This is a genomic window from Streptomyces sp. BR123 (genome assembly GCF_013401435.1).
GTDB lineage: Bacteria > Actinomycetota > Actinomycetes > Streptomycetales > Streptomycetaceae > Streptomyces.
This window is the reverse complement of sequence record NZ_JACBGN010000066.1, coordinates 12,687-30,183: the sequence shown is the minus strand read 5'-3', so window position 1 is coordinate 30,183 and position 17,497 is coordinate 12,687. Positions and strand designations below refer to the sequence as shown.

General features: G+C 73.8%; 17 protein-coding genes and 1 pseudogene. 10 read left to right on the top strand and 8 right to left on the bottom strand.

Annotation, left to right across the window (positions count from 1 at the left end):
* Window positions 1-277: 277 nt before the first annotated feature.
* Window positions 278-1,414 carry a PLP-dependent cysteine synthase family protein gene (locus HYE82_RS13710; protein ID WP_179174294.1) on the bottom strand — a complete coding sequence of 379 codons (1,137 nt, stop codon included), beginning with the start codon at window positions 1,412-1,414 and terminating at the stop codon, window positions 278-280.
* Between the two features lie 196 nt (window positions 1,415-1,610).
* On the opposite strand from HYE82_RS13710, the gene HYE82_RS13705 reads away from it, so the two are divergent.
* Window positions 1,611-2,276 (top strand): ATP-binding protein, encoded by a 666-nt coding sequence (locus tag HYE82_RS13705; protein WP_179174293.1) that lies wholly within the window; start codon window positions 1,611-1,613, stop codon window positions 2,274-2,276.
* Window positions 2,277-2,460: 184 nt separating this feature from the next.
* On the opposite strand, the gene HYE82_RS13700 is transcribed toward HYE82_RS13705, so the two are convergent.
* Both HYE82_RS13700 and HYE82_RS13695 read right to left on the bottom strand, forming a co-directional pair.
* Entirely contained in the window at window positions 2,461-3,732 is a 1,272-nt protein-coding gene (locus HYE82_RS13700; RefSeq protein ID WP_179174292.1) for an ROK family protein, read from the bottom strand.
* 128 nt (window positions 3,733-3,860) lie between these two features.
* Window positions 3,861-4,550 carry an alpha-ketoglutarate-dependent dioxygenase AlkB gene (locus HYE82_RS13695; RefSeq protein WP_179174291.1) on the bottom strand — a complete coding sequence of 230 codons (690 nt, stop codon included), beginning with the start codon at window positions 4,548-4,550 and terminating at the stop codon, window positions 3,861-3,863.
* Between the two features lie 37 nt (window positions 4,551-4,587).
* On the opposite strand from HYE82_RS13695, the gene HYE82_RS13690 reads away from it, so the two are divergent.
* Both HYE82_RS13690 and HYE82_RS13685 read left to right on the top strand, forming a co-directional pair.
* Window positions 4,588-5,328: a maleylpyruvate isomerase family mycothiol-dependent enzyme gene (locus HYE82_RS13690; RefSeq protein WP_179174290.1), complete on the top strand. Its 741-nt coding sequence runs from the start codon at window positions 4,588-4,590 to the stop codon at window positions 5,326-5,328.
* An 82-nt stretch (window positions 5,329-5,410) separates the two neighbouring features.
* Window positions 5,411-5,674, top strand: coding sequence for a DUF6332 family protein (locus HYE82_RS13685; RefSeq protein WP_179174289.1), 264 nt, complete (start codon window positions 5,411-5,413; stop codon window positions 5,672-5,674).
* Window positions 5,675-5,934: 260 nt separating this feature from the next.
* Here HYE82_RS13685 and HYE82_RS13680 read toward each other — a convergent pair whose 3' ends face one another.
* Window positions 5,935-6,633 (bottom strand): TetR/AcrR family transcriptional regulator, encoded by a 699-nt coding sequence (locus HYE82_RS13680; RefSeq protein ID WP_179174288.1) that lies wholly within the window; start codon window positions 6,631-6,633, stop codon window positions 5,935-5,937.
* A 129-nt stretch (window positions 6,634-6,762) separates the two neighbouring features.
* Here HYE82_RS13680 and HYE82_RS13675 point away from each other — a divergent pair, with 129 nt between their 5' ends.
* Window positions 6,763-7,224, top strand: a complete 462-nt coding sequence (locus HYE82_RS13675; protein WP_179174287.1) for a nitroreductase/quinone reductase family protein — start codon at window positions 6,763-6,765, stop codon at window positions 7,222-7,224.
* A gap of 1,308 nt (window positions 7,225-8,532) precedes the next feature.
* Here the strand turns inward: HYE82_RS13675 and HYE82_RS13670 are convergent.
* A complete protein-coding gene (locus HYE82_RS13670; RefSeq protein WP_179174299.1) occupies window positions 8,533-9,738 on the bottom strand; it encodes a geranylgeranyl reductase family protein in 1,206 nt (401 codons plus the stop codon).
* A gap of 290 nt (window positions 9,739-10,028) precedes the next feature.
* Between HYE82_RS13670 and HYE82_RS13665 the strand changes: the two genes are divergently transcribed.
* Complete coding sequence (locus tag HYE82_RS13665; protein WP_179174286.1) at window positions 10,029-11,393, top strand: dipeptidase; 1,365 nt, start codon at window positions 10,029-10,031, stop codon at window positions 11,391-11,393.
* Between the two features lie 108 nt (window positions 11,394-11,501).
* The gene (locus tag HYE82_RS13660; RefSeq protein WP_179174285.1) at window positions 11,502-12,206 is read left to right on the top strand and encodes an MBL fold metallo-hydrolase; all 705 of its coding nucleotides are present in this window, start codon (window positions 11,502-11,504) and stop codon (window positions 12,204-12,206) included.
* A gap of 154 nt (window positions 12,207-12,360) precedes the next feature.
* Here HYE82_RS13660 and HYE82_RS38970 read toward each other — a convergent pair whose 3' ends face one another.
* The gene (locus tag HYE82_RS38970) at window positions 12,361-13,401 is read right to left on the bottom strand and encodes an NUDIX hydrolase (protein ID WP_179174284.1); all 1,041 of its coding nucleotides are present in this window, start codon (window positions 13,399-13,401) and stop codon (window positions 12,361-12,363) included.
* Window positions 13,402-13,632: 231 nt separating this feature from the next.
* Here HYE82_RS38970 and HYE82_RS13650 point away from each other — a divergent pair, with 231 nt between their 5' ends.
* A complete protein-coding gene (locus tag HYE82_RS13650) occupies window positions 13,633-14,625 on the top strand; it encodes a LacI family DNA-binding transcriptional regulator (RefSeq protein ID WP_179174298.1) in 993 nt (330 codons plus the stop codon).
* Window positions 14,626-14,628: 3 nt separating this feature from the next.
* Here HYE82_RS13650 and HYE82_RS39255 read toward each other — a convergent pair whose 3' ends face one another.
* Complete coding sequence (locus HYE82_RS39255; protein WP_369009804.1) at window positions 14,629-14,823, bottom strand: hypothetical protein; 195 nt, start codon at window positions 14,821-14,823, stop codon at window positions 14,629-14,631.
* 52 nt (window positions 14,824-14,875) lie between these two features.
* On the opposite strand from HYE82_RS39255, the gene HYE82_RS13645 reads away from it, so the two are divergent.
* The 3 genes and pseudogenes from HYE82_RS13645 to HYE82_RS39250 all read left to right on the top strand — a co-directional run bounded on the left by HYE82_RS13645 (window position 14,876) and on the right by HYE82_RS39250 (window position 16,000).
* Window positions 14,876-15,340 carry a hypothetical protein gene (locus tag HYE82_RS13645; RefSeq protein WP_309144307.1) on the top strand — a complete coding sequence of 155 codons (465 nt, stop codon included), beginning with the start codon at window positions 14,876-14,878 and terminating at the stop codon, window positions 15,338-15,340.
* Window positions 15,337-15,588: pseudogene (locus tag HYE82_RS39495) on the top strand (hypothetical protein); the annotation flags it as partial. The gene HYE82_RS13645 and the pseudogene HYE82_RS39495, both read left to right, overlap by 4 nt.
* A 64-nt stretch (window positions 15,589-15,652) precedes the next feature.
* Window positions 15,653-16,000 carry a hypothetical protein gene (locus HYE82_RS39250; RefSeq protein ID WP_309144309.1) on the top strand — a complete coding sequence of 116 codons (348 nt, stop codon included), beginning with the start codon at window positions 15,653-15,655 and terminating at the stop codon, window positions 15,998-16,000.
* A gap of 125 nt (window positions 16,001-16,125) precedes the next feature.
* Here the strand turns inward: HYE82_RS39250 and HYE82_RS13635 are convergent, their stop codons facing one another.
* Window positions 16,126-17,421 carry an aldolase/citrate lyase family protein gene (locus HYE82_RS13635; protein WP_179174281.1) on the bottom strand — a complete coding sequence of 432 codons (1,296 nt, stop codon included), beginning with the start codon at window positions 17,419-17,421 and terminating at the stop codon, window positions 16,126-16,128.
* Between the last annotated feature and the right edge of the window lie 76 nt (window positions 17,422-17,497).

Below are 17,497 nucleotides of genomic sequence, written 5' to 3'. Positions count from 1 at the left end.
GGGATGCGGGGGCTGGGGGATGTCCGGCACGGCGGCCTCCGCTCGCGGGACGGGATCAGCGCAGGTCCAGCGTCCAGCATCCCGCGCACCGGAGCGCACGCATAGCCCCTGTACGGGCGATCCGCGTTCGGCCACACCGCGGGTGCCTGACGGAACATCAACTACCCTTTCCGGCGCGGACGCCGCTCTTCCACGCCCCCCCACTGGACGTGCGCGACGAACGGGCCGGCCGTGTTCCGGCCGGCACTCGGTGGCGCCCGTCCGGCCCGCCCTGGCGTCAGGCGCCGGGCTCGCGCCAGACGCCGGTCGCCAGCATGTTCTCGATGGTCTCGGCGTACGGGGCGAGGTCCAGGCCCTGCGCGGCGACCCATTCGTCCGAGTAGTACTTGTCGAGGTAGCGGTCGCCCGGGTCGCAGAACAGGGTGACGACGCTGCCCGTCCGCCCCTCCGCCACCATCTCCGCGATGATTTTCAGTGCGCTCCACACACCCGTTCCGGTGGAGCCGCCCGCCTTGCGCCCGAGGGCCTGCTCCAGGGCGCGGCACGCGGCGATGCTCGCCGCGTCCGGCACCTTCATCATCCGGTCGACGGCGCCCGGCACGAAGCTCGGCTCCATCCGCGGCCGCCCGATGCCCTCGATGCGCGAGCCGCAATCGCTGCTCGCGTGCGGGTCGTTGGTGGTCCAGCCGTCGAAGAAGCAGGAGTTCTCCGGGTCCGGAACGCAGACGCGGGTGTCGAACTGCATGTAGTGGACGTAGCGGGCGATGGTCGCCGAGGTGCCGCCGGTGCCGGCGGTCGCCACGATCCAGGTGGGTTCCGGGTACCGCTCCAGGCGCAGCTGCTGGTAGATGGACTCCGCGATGTTGTTGTTGCCCCGCCAGTCCGTCGCGCGCTCCGCGTACGTGAACTGGTCCATGTAGTGGCCGCCGGTGCGGGCCGCGAGGTCCGCCGACTCCTCGTACATCTTCATCGGGTCGTCGACGAAGTGGCATTCGCCGCCGTGGAATTCGATCAGCCGGCACTTCTCCCGGCTGGTCGTACGCGGCATGACCGCGATGAACGGGACGCCGATCAGCTTGGCGAAGTACGCCTCGGAGACGGCCGTCGAGCCGGACGAGGCCTCGATGACGGGGCGGCCGGGGCGGATCCAGCCGTTGCAGAGGGCGTACAGGAACAGCGAGCGCGCGAGGCGGTGCTTCAGGGAGCCGGTCGGGTGCGTGGACTCGTCCTTGAGGTAGAGGTCGATGCCCCATTCCTCGGGGAGCGGGAAGCGCAGGAGGTGGGTGTCGGCGGAGCGGTTCGCGTCCGCCTGCACCTTGCGGACGGCTTCTTTCAGCCAGGCGCGGTAGTCCGCGTCGCTGCGGTCGACGTCAATCGTGGTAGCCGTCGTACCGGAGGTACGGATGGTGCTCATGCGCCTTGCTCCTTCGTGCGTTCCTTGCCCCTGCTTTCGCAATGTACCTCTCCCACCTGCACAAACAGTCTCTTTGGGTATCCATGCGGATCGCTTTCGATCGCGTTCGGTTGCGTCCACGGGCACCGTGGGTGACCCTGGTGGGGGATTACCGAGGGTGCAGCACCCGTAACACTCATGTCGGGGAGTCGCAGCCGTGATCAGTCATTCACGCAGGCACTGCACAGTCGAACTGCAGGCCTTGCCGTCCCGGATCGGCCAGATCCGGAGGATCGTTTCCGCGCAATTGCGCCACTGGCAGCTGGACCCACTCATAGACCGCGCTGCGCTCGGGGTGACCGAGCTGCTCAGCAACGTCCACCGGCACGCACAACCGGACAAGCGGTGCACGGTCGAGATCGAGCTGCGGCTGGGGCGGCTCACGGTCTCTGTGTACGACAGCGATCCACGCCTCCCCGTCCGCCGGACGGCGTTCACGGCGGCACCGGAGGCACCGGACGCACCAGGCGCACCGGTCGCCCGGCAGGCGGCGCGGGCGCCCGCCACGCCGCACCTGCAGGCCGGTCCGGACGGACCGGACCCCCTGGACCTGCTGGACACCCTGGAGACCGGGGGGCGCGGCCTCGCCCTCGTCGAGGCGGTCAGCGAGGCGTGGGGGGCCCGGCCGCAGGAGGACAGCCCCGGCAAGGTGGTGTGGTTCTCGCTCCGCGCCGCCCCCGCGGCCCCGACCCGCCCGCGCCCCGTGCGCAGCCGTTCCACACCGGTACGGGAGCCGGCCCCGACCCTGTCCCTCGCCGCGGACGCGGAACCGGCACCGGTCGGCCTGTCCGTGGCCGCCGCCACCGCGATCAGGCCGGGGTAACACCCCCGCAGCCCGGCCCCCTGGCCCGGCGTCCCGACAGGACCGGCGGCACACGGGTCCAAGGGCAGCAGGGGGTCCCAGGGCGCCGAGGGGGCCCGGCGGCACAGCACGCACCCTCCGCCCCCGTCGGCACCACCCGACACCGGGCCCGGCACCGGGCACCCGGCACCCGGCACCCGCCCGGCTACCCCGCGGCGCCCAGCGCCCCCAGCGGGTCGTCCAGCACCGGCTGCCAGGCCAGCTCCGCCGCCCCGACCAGGCTGTTGTGGTCCAGCGTGCACGGCAGGATCGGCACTCCCCCGCTGCGTCCCCACAGGCTCCGGTCCGCGACCACGGCGCGCAGCCGCTCCGGGTCCGCGGAGAGCAGCTCCCGGTGCAGGCCGCCCAGGATGATCCGGTCCGGGTTCAGGATGTTCACCAGGCCCGCCAGGCCCAGGCCGAGCCGGTCGATGAGCTCCTCCGCGGCCGCCCGTACCGCGGGCTCCGCGTACTCCTCGCGCAGCAGGTCGCGGGCCTGCTGCAGCAGCGACACCTCCGGCCCCGGCGTACGGCCGGCCGCCGTCAGGAACGCCAGCGGGTCCGCCTCCACGTCCAGGCAGCCGCGCCCGCCGCAGTGGCAGGCCCGCCCCTCCGGGTTGACGGTGAGGTGGCCGACCTCCAGCGCCAGGCCAGAACTCCCGCTGTGCAGGCGGCCGTCCAGTACGAGTGCCCCGCCCACCCCGCGGTGCCCCGTCGCCACGCACAGCAGGTGCTGGGCGCCGCGGCCCGCGCCGTGCCGGTGCTCGGCCAGCGCGGCAAGGTTGACGTCGTTCCCGGCCAGAGCCGGGCCGTCGATGCCGGCCGCCTTCACGCACTGCTCGAAGATGGCCCGTACGGGAGAACCGGCCGGCCAGGCCAGGTGCAGCGGGTTGAGCGCAGTGCCGTCCGGCTCGGCGACGGCCGACGGGACCGCGAGCCCGGCACCGACGCAGCGGCGTCCGGTCTCGGCGAGCAGCGCGGCGCCCGCCTCGACGACCGCCCCCAGCACCTGCGCGGGATCCTCCGACACGGTGATCTTGCCGGGGGCGGTGGCCACGATCCGGCCGCCGAGACCGACGAGGGCGGCACGGAAGCCGTCCGGGTGGACCTGGGCGGCCAGTGCCACGGGGCCGTTCTCGTGGATGGCGAGGCGGTGCGAGGGGCGGCCCTGGGCGCCTCCCGCCCGGCCGGGGCTGGAGTCGACGCGGATCAGCCCGAGCGCCTCCAGCTCGGCCGCGACGGCTCCCGCGGTCGCGCGGGTCACGCCGAGCTCGGCCGTGAGGACCGCGCGGGTCGGGGCCCGGCCGGTGTGGACGAGCTCCAGCGCCGGCCCGAGGGCGCCGCGGCCCCGCTCCAGCCTGGTCTTCGCCGATGCCGCGGATGCGGTGGACGCCGTCGTCACATCCCCCACCCGCCGCGGGGCCCCGTTGCCGTTCATGACAGCGATCCTCGCATGATCCGCGGGCTGCGCGGCGCCGCCGGTCGATCACCGACGGGTCTCGGCCACGACCTGGCCCGCGACCGCCGCGACCGGCAGCGACCGCGAGGCCTCCCGCCCGCGTCCCGTCAGTCCGGGGGCGGCTCCAGCCCGCCGACGCGCAGTGTGATGCTCAGCCGCCCGGTCAGCCCGAGCCAGGGCGGGGATGTCCCGGGCAGCACCTTGGGCACCCCGTGGTAGGCCGTCCTGGCCGGGCCGCCGAAGACGAACAGGTCCCCGCTGCACAGCCGGACGTCCTGGTAGGGCCTGCCCCGCGATTCCGTGTTGCCGAAGCGGAAGACGCACGTGTCGCCGAGGCTGAGGGACACGACCGGCGCCGGGGACTTCTCCTCGGCATCGCGGTGCATGCCCATGCGCGCGTCCCCGCCATAGAAGTTGATCAGCGCGATGTCATAGGCGGCCCCCGCCGGTAGCCCGACGCCGGCACCCGCCCCGCCCCCGTTCCCGTACGCGGCGGCCACCGCCTCCCGTCCCAGCTCGGCCAGCCAGGCGGGCATCGGCTTGACGGGCGCCCCGTCCCCGTCGACGGCGGTGCGGGCGTACCCGTACGGATACCAGTGCAGGCCGAGGCACACCTGGCGGGCGGTCATCGCCCCGCCGCCCGGAGTCCGGACCGTGCGCAGCCCGGCGGGCGGGCGCGCCCACACCCGGCAGGCGGCCAGCAGCTCCCGCTGGCGCTCCGGGCCCAGCCAGTCGGGCACGTGCACCGCGCCGGGGACGATCCCGGCCCGCTCCCGCGGGAAGAGTTCCCCGTTCATGGCCCCATTGTCCCCGCTCGGCTGCGACACTGCCCGCATGAAGATCACCGAGTACGTCGAGGTCCTGGAGCGGGAAGGCGAGTTGCTCGCCGAGACGGCCGAACGGGCCGGCCTGGCCACCATCGTCCCCAGCTGCCCCACCTGGCGCGTCACCGATCTGCTGCGGCACACGGGGGCGGTGCACCGGTGGGCGGCCTCCTTCGTCCAGGACGCGGCCGTGGAGCCGACCCCGATCCCGGACGGGCCCGAGCTCGTCGGCGCCGAGCTGTTGGCCTGGTTCCGGGAGGGTCACGCGGCGCTGGTCCGGACGCTGACCGAGGCACCGGCCGACGTGCAGTGCTGGACGTTCCTGCCGACGGCTCCGCCGTCGCCGCTCTCCTTCTGGGCGCGGCGGCAGGCCCACGAGACGACCGTGCACCGCATGGACGCGGAGGCGGCTCTCGGCACGGCCTTCAGCCCGGTGTCCCCGGAGTTCGCGGAGGACGGCGTGGACGAGCTGCTGACCGGCTTCCACGCGCGGCCGCGCAGCCGGGTGCGGACCCCGCAGCCGCGGGTGCTGCGGATCCGGGCCGCCGACACCGGCGCGGTGTGGACCGTGCACCTGTCGCAGGAACCGCCCCGGGCCGTGCTCGGCGACGCGGGCCCGGCGGACTGCGAGGTGACGGGCGAGGCGGCCTGGCTGTACGCGGCTCTGTGGAACCGCCTCCCGCTGACCGGCCCCGAGGTGACGGGCGACGAGACGCTGACCCGCCTGTGGGTGGAGGCGGCCGGCATCTGACACACCCGCCCGCCCGGAGGCGCCGACGCCACACCGCAAAAGCACCTTGCAACGATGGTGTGATCCACACGACACTGCCCGTATGGGGCACAACAGGGGACGGCGTACGCAGGCAGACCGCGACGCGATCACCATCGAGATCGGCTACGCATTCGTCAGCGCGTCTTTCGCCGCCGCCCTCGTGTTCTGCGGGGTGTACGGACCCGCCCTGGCCTTCGACCTCTACCCCACCGCCGAGGGCACCCTGGTGGTGGCGGGCGGGCTGCTGGCCGCGGTGGTGTTCGTGCTCCGCGTCACCCACCTCCTGTGGCGCTTCGCCCGCCGCCCGGAAAACGACGGCCGCTAGGTCTGCCCCTTCGGCTTCGCGCACCGAGACGCATGCGTGTGGCGCGAGCCATTGGCCGGCCCCAACGACGGGACCCCATCAGCCCGGAAGGAACCGCCTCAGCTGCCATCCCACGTGAACCGGCCTTCAAGGTGGTCGGCGCTGAGGAAGGAGGAAGCCGCTTCCGTACGGGACCCCACCGACGGCACCGGGCCTTGGGGCGTCTTCGCACCGAGGGGAGGATGGCGGCGCCACAGCCGGGCGGCCGGGCGCCTCCGGGGTCACACGGCAGGCAGCCCCACCCCGTGGGCCAGCTGCCCCGCCGCATGCACGAAGAAGGCGTCGCGGTCCTCGACGACCCGGTTGAACTGGCCGAACAGCTCGAAGGAGACCAGCCCGGCCAGCTGCGCCCACGCCGCGACCAGGGCGGCCGTGACCTCCGGGGGCAGCCCCTCCGCGAAGTCCGCGGTCATCCGCGCGGCCTCCGGCCGCAGGGCGGCGGGCAGCGGCGGCAGCTCCAGCTCGCGCCCCTCGAAGGCGGTGCGGAGAACGCCGATGAACACATTGCCGACCCGTGCGGCCGGCCCGACGGTGTCCATGGGGGCGCTGTAGCCGGGCACCGGTGAACCGTAGACGAGGGCGTACTCGTGCGGGTGCTCGAGCGCCCACCCGCGAAAGGCCCGGCAAGCGGCGATCCAGCGCACGCGGGGCGGGTCGCCGGCGGCGGCGGCACGGGCCTCGGCCTCCTCGACCGCCGCGCCCACGCTGTCGTAGGCGTCGACGATGAGTGCGGTGAGCAGGTCGTCGCGGCTGGGGAAGTAGCGGTAGAGGGCCGAGGAGACCATGCCCAGCTCGCGGGCGACCGCCCGCAGCGACAGCCTGGCGGCGCCCTCGGCCGCGAGCATGCGCCGGGCCTCGTCCTTGATCGCGGCGGTGACCTCGATACGGGCCCGCTCCCGGGCCCCGCGCACGGTAGTCATGGCGTCAGTGTGCCACACGGCGAGATCACCGCACCAAAGCAAGAGCACTGCTCTTGCTTCCTCACGCCAACCGGGTGCACACTGCTCTCAAGCGAGAGCACCGCTCTCCCGTTGCCGTCGGAGGCGACCATGTCCACGCCCAGCACCCCGTACTACGTGAAAGCCGGCCCCCTCGCCGCCCGTTTGAACTCCCTCATGGGCAAGCTGGCCCGCGCCGGCATCAGCCTGGCCGGCACCGCCGAAATGTCGGTCCGCGGCCGCACGTCCGGCCGGATGCAGCGGATCCCGGTCAACCCGCACACGTACGACGGCGAGCAGTACCTGGTGTCGGCCCGCGGCCACTCCCAGTGGGTCCGCAACATGCGGGCGGCGGGCGGCGGCGAGCTGCGCGTGGGCCGCAAGGTCCGCAGGTTCACGGTCACCGAACTCACCGACCCGGCGGAGAAGGCCCGTGTGCTGCGCGCCTACCTGAAGCGGTGGGGTTGGGAGGTCAACGCCTTCTTCCAGGGCGTCGACGCGGACTCCCCCGAGGCAGACCTCCAGGCAGCATCGGCCGACCACCCCGTCTTCCGCCTGACCCTGTCCCCCTGAAAGCCGATTCGACGCCTGAGGTCCGGCGCTCCTTCAGGTCGCCGAGGCGGCACGGCAACCCGTGGACGTCGGGTAGGACTCGTTGACCTCCCTGCCGCAGTCGTGAAAGCAGTGATCGCCGGCGCTCGGCCTTGCGCCGTCACGGGTGATCGGCCGCCATCGAGTCGGGTGCGGTCAACGCCGCAGCTCGGCTCTGTGCCGTCCGGGCGGCGTTCAGCTGCCCACCCTGCGGGCGACGGCGCCGACTTCGCGGTGGCGAGCCCGACCACAGCAGACACGCGGGGGAGCCCGCGCTCGGACCGAGGCAGGGTCACAACGGCAACGCCCGGCCAAAGCCCGCGGGCCGAACACGCGCCCACAAGATCGGACAACGTCCGACGGGAGGTCCACCCCAGACCTCCCCGGAACCGGACGGTGGCCCGGCCCGCCGCCTCGTGTGGTGTGCGGGCGCGCGCGTGCCGCGGGCGAGTCCGGTCGCCGCCGGGGCCCTGGGTGGGGCGGGCGTCGCGGTCGGACCGGCCCCAGGGCGGCCGAGGCAGGCCGGACGCCGTTCCGGTGACCTACCCGCGACCGGCGGGCGGGCCCGAGCCCGGGCTGCGCAAACAGGCCGACCAACCGGGCCGCAACGCAGGTCGGAGCCGACGCGCAGCAGCCGACCGGCGGATCCCCGGAAGGCCAAGCAGGCCCCGGCGACGATCGATGCGGCCTCCAACGGCCGGAAGGTCGGGCCACGGGGGCTCACCAGGCGGACGGACCGGCGGGACGCGCAGCCAGACCAGGCGGGACCCGCAGCCGCGATCGGATGCGGGCCCCGCAGCCGCAACCCGCACCCTCACCCGCTGAAGCCAACCGGAGGGAACCGCAGGAGGCGCCGGCAAGGCGCGGGCCGGTCCCGCGGAGGCCAGCCGGCTCGCCCTGCACCGGGGGCCGACCCGATGGGCCACACGGCCACCAGGCCCGGCCCCGCAGACCTCAGGACCCCACCCCGAGGCCCGGCCCGCAGAGCCCGGCCTCGGCCACCGGGCCCTGGCAAGCCCCCAGCGCCCCGTCGATCGGGCCGGCCCCTGGCTGTCAACGGGGCCAGGGCGGGACCACAGAGCGCGACGGGTCGGGCCCCCAGCGATCAACGGGCAGGGCCGGGACAACCGACCGGCACCGCCGGGCGGGGCCCCAACCGCCACCAGGGGGCTGAGCAGGACACCAACCGGCCGACAGCGCTGGTCCGACCCCGACCTGCCGGAGCCGGACCGAACCCCAACCGACCACCGGGACCGGCCGGACACCGACCGGCCCCAGGCCCTGCAGCTGTCAGCGGGGCTGCTGCCGGGGCTGGGTCGGGCGGGAGGCCCTGTTGTCCAGGGCGTGGAGGGCCTTGCGGGCCAGCGGGGACGTCCGGACGAGGTCGGCCAGCGTCGTCGCGCCCCGCGTGATCCGGGCGAAGGCGCGCCACGCCGGGCGGAAGCCCGTCATCGCGGCGTGGAGCAGACCCGGCTTCGCCTCGAAGAGGGTCAGCATCCGCCGGCCGACGGCCATCTCCACACCCAGCCCGGCCTTGATGGCGAAGGCGTAGTTCAGGGCCTGGCGCCGCGCGTCCACCGCGTCCTGCGCCTCGGCGATCTTGACCGCCCACTCCCCGGCGAGCAGGCCCGAGCGCAGCGCGTACGAGATGCCCTCCCGGGTCCACGGCTCCAGCAGCCCGGCCGCGTCGCCCGCGACCAGTACCCGCCCCCGCGACAGCGGCGAATCCGGCTTGCGGCAGCGCGTCAGGTGCCCGGAGGACACGGACGGCTCGAAGCCGGCCAGCCCCAGCCGGGCGATGAAGTCCTCCAGGTACCGCTTGGTGGCAGCGCCTTCGCCCTTCGCCGAGATCACCCCGACCGTGAGCGTGTCGCCCTTGGGGAAGACCCAGCCGTAACTGCCGGGAAGCGGCCCCCAGTCGATGAGGACGCGGCCCTTCCAGTCCTCGGCCACCGTCGCCGGTACCGGGATCTCCGCCTCCAGGCCGAGGTCCACCTGGTCCATCTCGACGCCGACGTGCGCGCCGATCCGGCTGGCGCTGCCGTCGGCCCCGACCACCGCACGGGCCAGGACCGTCTCCCCGTCCGCGAGGACCACGGCGACGGTGCGCCGGTCCGGCACCGCCGCCCCGTGCTGCTCGACGCGGGCGACGGCGGTGCCCGTACGAACGGTCGCCCCCGCCTTCTCCGCCTCGGCGACCAGCCCGGCGTCGAACTCGGGCCGGTTGATGAGCCCGAACAGCATGTGCCTGGACCGGCGCGTGCGGGTCAGCTTGCCGTTCAAGGTGAACGTGACCGCATGGATCCGGTCCTTCAGCGGCAGCTGGAAGCCGGGCGGCAGCGCGTCACGCGACGGCCCGATGATCCCGCCTCCGCACGTCTTGTACCGGGGCAGCTCCGCCTTCTCCAGCAGGAGCACCCGCCGCCCCGCGCTCGCCGCCGCACGGGCCGCCGAAGCGCCGGCCGGGCCGGCGCCGACCACGACCACGTCCCACACCTCGCCGGTTCCCCCGGCCACCACGTCCCCCGCCCCCTCAGCGGCCTGCCCTGCTGCGTCGCGTACGTCGTCGTCGCTGCTCACGATGTGCTGCTGCTCCTGATCATGGTTGCTCCGATGCCGGGGAAATCCTACGGCCCGTGTCCGGCCCGCTCTGCTGTGCGAGGATCGGACTGCCTTGCGCCGCGCCCGGCCGCCGTACCCGGGCGACCGGATCCGGCACACGCCCACCAGGCGGATGCCGGCAGGCGTACACGTGACACAACGTCTCACCCAGGAGGAGCGTGCCCATGTCCCAGAATCCGATCGCCGAGACCATCGCCTCACTGATGCCCCGCGCCAAGCAGGAGCTGACCGAGCTGGTGGCCTTCCAGTCGGTGGCGGACTGGGCGCAGTTCCCCCGGAGCGAGAGCGAGGGGGCGGCGAACTGGGTGGCCGACGCGCTGCGCGCCGAGGGCTTCCGGGACGTGGCCCTGCTCGACACCCCCGACGGCACCCAGTCGGTGTACGGCTTCCTGCCCGGACCCGAGGGCGCGCCCACGGTCCTCCTCTACGCGCACTACGACGTGCAGCCCCCGCTGGACGACGACGCCTGGATCTCCCCGGCGTTCGAGCTGACCGAGCGGGACGGCCGCTGGTACGGCCGCGGCGCCGCGGACTGCAAGGGCGGCTTCATCATGCACCTGCTGGCGCTGCGCGCCCTGAAGGCCAACGGCGGCGTCCCCGTGAGCGTGAAGGTGATCGTCGAGGGCTCGGAGGAGCAGGGCACCGGCGGCCTGCAGCAGTACGCGGAGGCGAATCCGGAGCTGCTGACCGCCGACACCATCGTCATCGGCGACGCGGGCAACTTCCGCCCCGGACTGCCGACCGTCACGGCGACCCTGCGCGGCATGTGCATGCTCAAGGTGAAGATCGACACGCTGGGCGGCAACCTGCACTCCGGCATGTTCGGCGGCGTCGCCCCCGACGCCCTGGCCGCGCTGATCCGCCTGCTGGACTCGCTGCGCGCCGCGGACGGCTCGACGACCGTCGACGGCCTGGCCTCGGACGCGGTGTGGGAGGGCCTGCAGTACCCGGAGGAGGACTTCCGGGCCGACGCGAAGGTCCTCGACGGGGTCGAGCTGATCGGCGAAGGGACCATCGCGGACCGCCTCTGGGCCCGCCCGGCCGTCACCGTGCTCGGCATCGACTGCCCGCCGGTGGTCGGCGCCACCCCGTCGGTGCACGCGAGCGCCGCCGCACTGATCAGCCTGCGCGTGCCGCCGGGCGTGGACACCGCCGAGGCCGTGAAGCTCCTCGAAGCCCACCTGATCGCGCACACCCCGTGGAAGGCGCAGCTCGAACTGGAGGTGGTCGGCCAGGGCCAGCCGTTCCGGGCGGACACGACCAGCCCGGCGTACGCCTCCATGGCCGCCGCCCTGCAGGTGGCCTACCCGGGCCAGGAAATGCAGGTCAGCGGCATGGGCGGCTCGATCCCCCTGTGCAACACGCTGACGTCCCTGTACCCGGACGCGGAGATGCTCCTGATCGGCCTGAGCGAGCCGGAGGCGCAGATCCACGCGGTCAACGAGAGCGTCTCCCCGGAGGAGTTGGAGCGCCTCTCCGTGGCCGAGGCCCACTTCCTCGTCAACTACGCCGCTTCCAAGGGCGCCTGACCCGCGCAGGCGGCCCGGCCCCGTCCCCGGGCCGCCTACGCCACGGGTGAACTCCGCTCCGGGTGAAAGGTCGTTCCACCCCGCCCACGACGGCCGTACGTTCGAAGCATGGATCTTGTCGAGATACTGCCCGGACAACTGCACATGCTCCGCTTCCCGATCGGCCAGGCGTACCTCTGGCGGGACACGAACGGCTCCCTCACGCTCATCGACGCAGGGCACATCACCTCAACCCCTTCCATCGAGCAGGCGATCCGCTCCCTGGGCCACGTCCCGGACCGATTAGACCGGATCGTCCTGACCCACTGCCACCGCGACCACATCGGCGCGGCGGAGGAACTCGCCGGCCGCCGGGGCGCACACGTCCTCGCCCACCGCCTGGAGGCACCGGTCATCCGGGGCGAGCAGCCCGTCCCGGAACCGGTACTCCTGGACTGGGAGATCCCGCTGTACGAGCACGGCCTGACGGTCCCCGAGGCACCGCCGACACGAGTCGACATCGAAGTGCAGGACGGCGACGTCCTCCCGTTCGGTGACGGCGCGGTGGTCGTCCACTCCCCCGGCCACACCCCGGGCAGCATCGGCATCCACCTCCCCCGCCACGGCGTGCTGTTCACGGGCGACTGCATCGCCGGCGTCGGCCAGGTCATGCTCGGCGTGTTCAACGTGGACCACGAGCAGGCCCGGGCGTCCTTCCGCCGCCTGGCGGCACTGGCCCCGGCGGTGGCCTGCTTCGGCCACGGGGACCCCCTGACCAAGGACACGGCGACCGTCCTCCAGGCCGCGGCTGCGCCCGAGCCGCTCCTCCCCTGACCGCGGCAACACCCGGGCCCCTGACGTGACATGGCACCGCGTCAGCGACACAACGGCGCAGGAGGAGCGCCCTCCATGGTCCGCCCGGGAAGGGCAATGGGCGGCCGGGGCCCGGACACGCCGCACCCCCGGCCCAGGGCCCAGGGCCAGGCCGCTACCCCACCGGCCTCCCCGACTCCAAGTACAACGCCCGACCCCGTTCCCGCGCCCGCAGCGCCCACCTCAACCGCTCGTAGCGCACCGGCGGCAGCAGTTCCGCGGCCTCTGCTTCCGTGACGAACCGCCAGGCCCGCAACTCCGGTCCCGGAAGCCGCAGTCGGGCCGTGTCCTCGGCGTCCAACCGGCCCCCGTCGAAGAGCAGCCGGAGCCCGCCGTACGCGGGGCGCACGGGCGGTTCCCAGTCCACGACCAGCAGCCCGGGCAATCCGCCCAACTCGATGCCGAGTTCCTCGGCGACCTCCCGCACCCCCGCCCGAGCCGGTGCCTCGCCCGCCTCGACGACCCCGCCCGGGAACTCCCACCCCGCCTTGTACGTCGGATCCACCAGCAGCACCCGGTCATCAGCGTCGAACAGCAGCACCCCGGCCGCCACGGTCTCCCGTGTCGGCTCCGGGGTCTGCACGATGTCGCAGACCCCGGCCGCCTCCGTGCGCATGGCCTCGGCGATCCGTTCCGCCGTCTCCCGCACGCTCAGCCCGCCGTTGTCGATGACGTACGCATCGCCGGCAAGCCAGCTGCCCAGTGCCTGCCGGTAGGCCGGAATGTGGTCGTACGACCACTGCCGCACCCGCAGGTCCACCTCCTCCGGTTCCCCCGGCTCCTGCCGGGTCGCGATCCGCCCCCGCAGGATCGTTTCCTCCGGGGCCAGCAGTACGTGCCGCACCGGGATCCGCCGCGCCGCCAGCCCGCCGAACATCTCGTCCCGGTACTCCTGCCGCAGCAGCGTCATCGGTACGACGAGCACCCCGCCCACCTCGGCGAGCATCGCGGCGGCCGTGTCGACCACCAGGCGCCGCCAGCTCGGAAGGTCCTGATAGTCGCTCACCTCCTCCAACCGCTTGCGCGGCAGCAGCCTGCGCAGCGCGTCGCCGACGAGCTCCGGGTCGTACAGGGTGCTGTCCGGCAGGATGCCGGTCAGTTCGCGGGCCGTGCTGGTCTTCCCGGCGCCGAATGTGCCGTTGATCCAGACAATCACGTCTATCCCTCTCCCCACGGCTCGTCCGAAGCCCCCTGTGGCTTGCCCCGATCACCCTGCCACGGAAACCCGCGCACGGGCGCGGTGCTTATCCTCAGGACCACGGCGCCACCCCCCGCACGTCCGTTGCAGACCGCCCCGACCCACGCCCCCCAACCCGACCCGGAGGGATCCCGTCCAGTGTCACAGAGCCGTCGCCCGTCCGAGTCCCGCTACGGCCACCGGCCGACCATGAAGGACGTGGCGGCCCGCGCCGGGGTGGGCCTGAAGACGGTGTCCCGGGTCGTCAACGGGGAGCCGGGGGTCACTCCCGAGACGGCCGGCCGGGTCCAGGAGGCCATCGAGGTGCTCGGCTTCCGCCGCAACGACAGCGCGCGCGTGCTCCGCAAGGGCCGCACCGCCACCGTCGGCCTGGTCCTGGAAGACCTCGCCGACCCGTTCTACGGGCCGCTGAACCGGGCCGTGGAGGAGGTGGCCCGATCGCACGGTGCGCTGCTCGTGAACGGGTCCAGCGCGGAGGACCCGGACCGGGAGCGGGAGTTGGCGCTCGCCCTGTGCGCACGCCGCGTGGACGGCCTGATCGTGATCCCGGCCGGTGACGACCACCGCTATCTGGAGCCGGAGATCCGGGCCGGGGTGGCCACCGTCTTCGTGGACCGGCCGCCGGGCCGCATCGAAGCGGACGTCGTGCTCTCCGAGAGCTTCGCCGGTGCCCGCGAGGGCGTGGCCCACCTGATCGGGGCCGGCCACCGCCGGATCGGGTTCATCGGCGACCGCCCGCACATCCACACGGCGGCGGAACGCCTGCGCGGCTACCGGGCGGCCATGGCGGACGCAGGCCTGCCGGTGGCGCCGTCCTGGGTCTCGCTCGGCCCGACGGCCCCGCGAACCGTCGCGGCGGCAGCCCGAGCGATGCTGACGGGCGCCGACCCGGTCACGGCGCTGTTCGCGGGGAACAACCGCGTGACGGTGACAGCGGTACGCGTCCTGGCCGAACACCGGAACCCGCACCCCGTCGCACTGGTCGGCTTCGACGACTTCGAGCTGGCCGATCTGCTGCGCCCCGGTGTGACGGTGGTGGCGCAGGACGCGGCGGCCCTGGGCCGGGTGGCCACGGACCGCCTGTTCCGGCGTCTGGCGGGCGCCGCGCTCCCCCCGGCCCGTATCGAGCTGCCGACCCGCCTCATCCCGCGCGGCTCGGGCGAACTCCCGCCGCACGCTTGACGGTCACCGGATCAGGCCGTGCAGTACGGGCACGGCCGCTCCGGCGGCGAGCCCGGCGAGCACGGCGAGGGGGGCGGGCATGCCACCGAGGTGGCTCAGCCCGCCGACGACGAACCCGATCACGAGGGCGGTCAGCAGAACGACGGCCGCGTGCAGCGACAGGAAGGGCCGGTCGTGGCCGCCGGTACTGCTCGCCACCGGCTCCCGGGACACGACCGTACGGCTCTGGGACACCGCCACGGGCCGGCCCGTGGGGCCACCGCTCACGGGCCACACCACCAGGGTCGAGGGCATCGCCTTCTCTCCCGACGGCCGGCTGCTGGCCACCGCTTCCGACGGCGGGGTCCTGCTGTACGAACGCGTCGGCGCGTTCGACCCCGCCGCCGGAACCCGCTCCGACAGCGCATCGCGCGGTACGCCCCTCGCCTCCAGGGCCCTGGAGGCCGCGCTGTGCGAGCGGTGGGCGATCCGGCTGCCGTCCGTCCGGGTGGGCGGCCACGGTCTCCTGCGCGTCGCGTTCTCGCCCGACGGCCGCCTCCTTGCGACGACGTCTCTGGAGCGCGCGCTGCGTCTGTGGGACCCGGTCACCCGGGCCCCCTCGGGCCGTCGGCGCTCGCACCGCCGTCCGCGCCCCACTGCCTGGCGTTCTCGCCGGACGGCGCCCTCCTGGCCACCGAATCCCCCGACGGGGCCGTCTGGCTGCGTGATCCGGTGACCGGCGCGGTACGGCAGACGTGGCCGGCCGGTCGAGCGGGCACGTCGCGCCAGCTCGTGTTCTCCCCGGACGGCCTCCTGCTGGCGTCGCTGGCCGGGGACGGCTCGGTACTCCTGCGCACCGTCCCCGACGGGCAACCGGTCGGCGGGACGTTGCACGACCTCTCTGGAAGCCCCCTGAGCGCGGTCACGGCGATCGCGTTCTCCCCGGACGGCCGGATGCTGGCATCGGTCGACAGCGCCGGCGACATCCGGCTCTGGCGGCCCGGTACGCACATCCTGGTGGGGGGGACCGTAACCGGGCTCCCGGACGATCGCGTTCTCCCCGGACGGGCGGACCTTGGCCGCGCCGGCCGGGGACTCCACCGTACGGCTGTGGGACATCGATGGCGGCGGCCGGCACGGCAGCCCGCTCACCCATCAGGTCTCGCAGGTCGACCACCTGGCGTTCGCCCCGGACGGCAACCTGCTCGCCACCGCCGGGCACGACGGCGTGGTCCTCCTGTGGGATCCGGCGACCGGGGAGCGCGTCGACTCCCCGTTGGCGGGTCATGCCGGGCCCGTCAACGGCCTGGCCTTCTCCCCTGACGGCAGTCTGCTCGCCACCGTCGGTGCGGACAGTGCCCTGAACCTGTGGGCCATCGGCCCGATGCGCACGTGACCGCTGCCGGCCCGGCCGCTCCCACGGGGCCGACCGGCCGGTATCCCGTCACCGGCCGGGCTCCCCGCCCGACCGAGCCCGCATCGGGCCGAGTCCGCATCAGGCCCGCCAGGCCATCGGCCCCTTCAGGCAGTGGCCGTCGTGGCCGATCGGCGCGGGATCGCGAAGGCGTCGAGTTCGGCGCGGGTGAGGCCGGTCAGGGCGGTGACCTCGTCGGCGCCGACCGCCCCGCAGTCCATGCCGCGGACCAGGTAGCCGGCCAGGGCCTTCGCCGTGGCGGGCTCGTCCATCACGTCGCCCTCCAGCTTGGCGACGTACGCCTTCAGCCGCGCGGCCGCCGCTTCGAGACCCTCGCGGTAGAAGGCGAACACGGCCGCGTACCGGGTCGGCAGGTGGCCCGGGTGCATGTCCCATCCCTGGTAGTAGGCGCGGGCCAGGGCACGGCGGGTGAGGCCGTAGTGCAGCTTCCACGCCTCGTGGACCTGCTCGGTGGTGCCGACCGGCTTGACGTTGGTCGAGCCGTCGGAGACGCGTACGCCGGTCCCCGCGGCCGCGACCTGCATGATCGCCTTGGCGTGGTCGGCGGCCGGGTGGTCGCTGGACTGGTAGGCGGCGGACACGCCGACGCAGGCGCTGTAGTCGAAGGTGCCGTAGTGCAGGCCGGTCGCGCGGCCCTTGGCGGCTTCGATCATCCGTGCCACGGTGGCGGTGCCGTCGGAGGCGAGGATGGCCTGGCTGGTCTCGATCTGGATCTCGAAGCCGATGCGGCCGGGGCGCAGGCCGCGGGCGGACTCGAAGGCCTCCAGCAGCCTGACGAAGGCGCTGACCTGTTCGGCGTACGTGACCTTGGGGAGGGTCAGGACGAGGCCCTCGGGCAGGCCGCCGTGTTCCAGGAGCCCGGAAAGGAAGACGTCGGTGGTGCGGATCCCGCGGTCGCGGACGCCGGCCTCCATGCACTTCATCCGGATGCCCGTGTAAGGGGCGTTGGTGCCGTTGGCGAAGGACTCGGAGACGAGCCGGGCGGCGCGGGCGGCAGCCTGGTCCTCCTCATCGTCGGAGCGCACCCCGAAGCCGTCCTCGAAGTCGACGCGCAGGTCCTCGACGGGCTCGCGCTGCAGCTTGGCACGGACCCGCTCGTAGACGGGGCCGGCGAGCTCGTCGCCGATGCCGAGGACCTCGGCGAAGGCAGCGGCATCGGGGGCGTGCTCGTCGAGGGCGGCGAGGGCCTGGTCGCCCCAGGCGCGGATGGTGTCCGCGGCGAAGACGTCACCGGGCACGTAGACGGTGTGGACGGGCTGGCGGGTGCCGGGGTCGCCCGGGTAGTGGCGGGCGAGTTCCGCGTCCACCGGGGCGAGGGAGGCGCTGATGCCCTCGCTGACCGCGCCTGCGAGGCTCGTCGCCACCTTCTCCTGCTGACCCATCCCACACCCTCCTCTTTCCGCTTCACGGAATCACGGATCCGCATAGCAGAATTTAGTCATGGGGTTCCGCTCCGTC

Bases quoted from the DNA above. Each gene is read 5' to 3' on its own strand.
- HYE82_RS13710 (WP_179174294.1), bottom strand. From the start codon at position 1,414: ATGAGCACCATCCGTACCTCCGGTACGACGGCTACCACGATTGACGTC.
- HYE82_RS13675 (WP_179174287.1), top strand. From the start codon at position 6,763: ATGTCCACGCCCAGCACCCCGTACTACGTGAAAGCCGGCCCCCTCGCC.
- HYE82_RS13700 (WP_179174292.1), bottom strand. From the start codon at position 3,732: ATGAACGGCAACGGGGCCCCGCGGCGGGTGGGGGATGTGACGACGGCG.
- HYE82_RS13650 (WP_179174298.1), top strand. From the start codon at position 13,633: ATGAAGGACGTGGCGGCCCGCGCCGGGGTGGGCCTGAAGACGGTGTCC.
- HYE82_RS13685 (WP_179174289.1), top strand. From the start codon at position 5,411: ATGGGGCACAACAGGGGACGGCGTACGCAGGCAGACCGCGACGCGATC.
- HYE82_RS13690 (WP_179174290.1), top strand. From the start codon at position 4,588: ATGAAGATCACCGAGTACGTCGAGGTCCTGGAGCGGGAAGGCGAGTTG.
- HYE82_RS13635 (WP_179174281.1), bottom strand. From the start codon at position 17,421: ATGGGTCAGCAGGAGAAGGTGGCGACGAGCCTCGCAGGCGCGGTCAGC.
- HYE82_RS13665 (WP_179174286.1), top strand. From the start codon at position 10,029: ATGTCCCAGAATCCGATCGCCGAGACCATCGCCTCACTGATGCCCCGC.
- HYE82_RS13680 (WP_179174288.1), bottom strand. From the start codon at position 6,633: ATGACTACCGTGCGCGGGGCCCGGGAGCGGGCCCGTATCGAGGTCACC.
- HYE82_RS13660 (WP_179174285.1), top strand. From the start codon at position 11,502: ATGGATCTTGTCGAGATACTGCCCGGACAACTGCACATGCTCCGCTTC.
- HYE82_RS13695 (WP_179174291.1), bottom strand. From the start codon at position 4,550: ATGAACGGGGAACTCTTCCCGCGGGAGCGGGCCGGGATCGTCCCCGGC.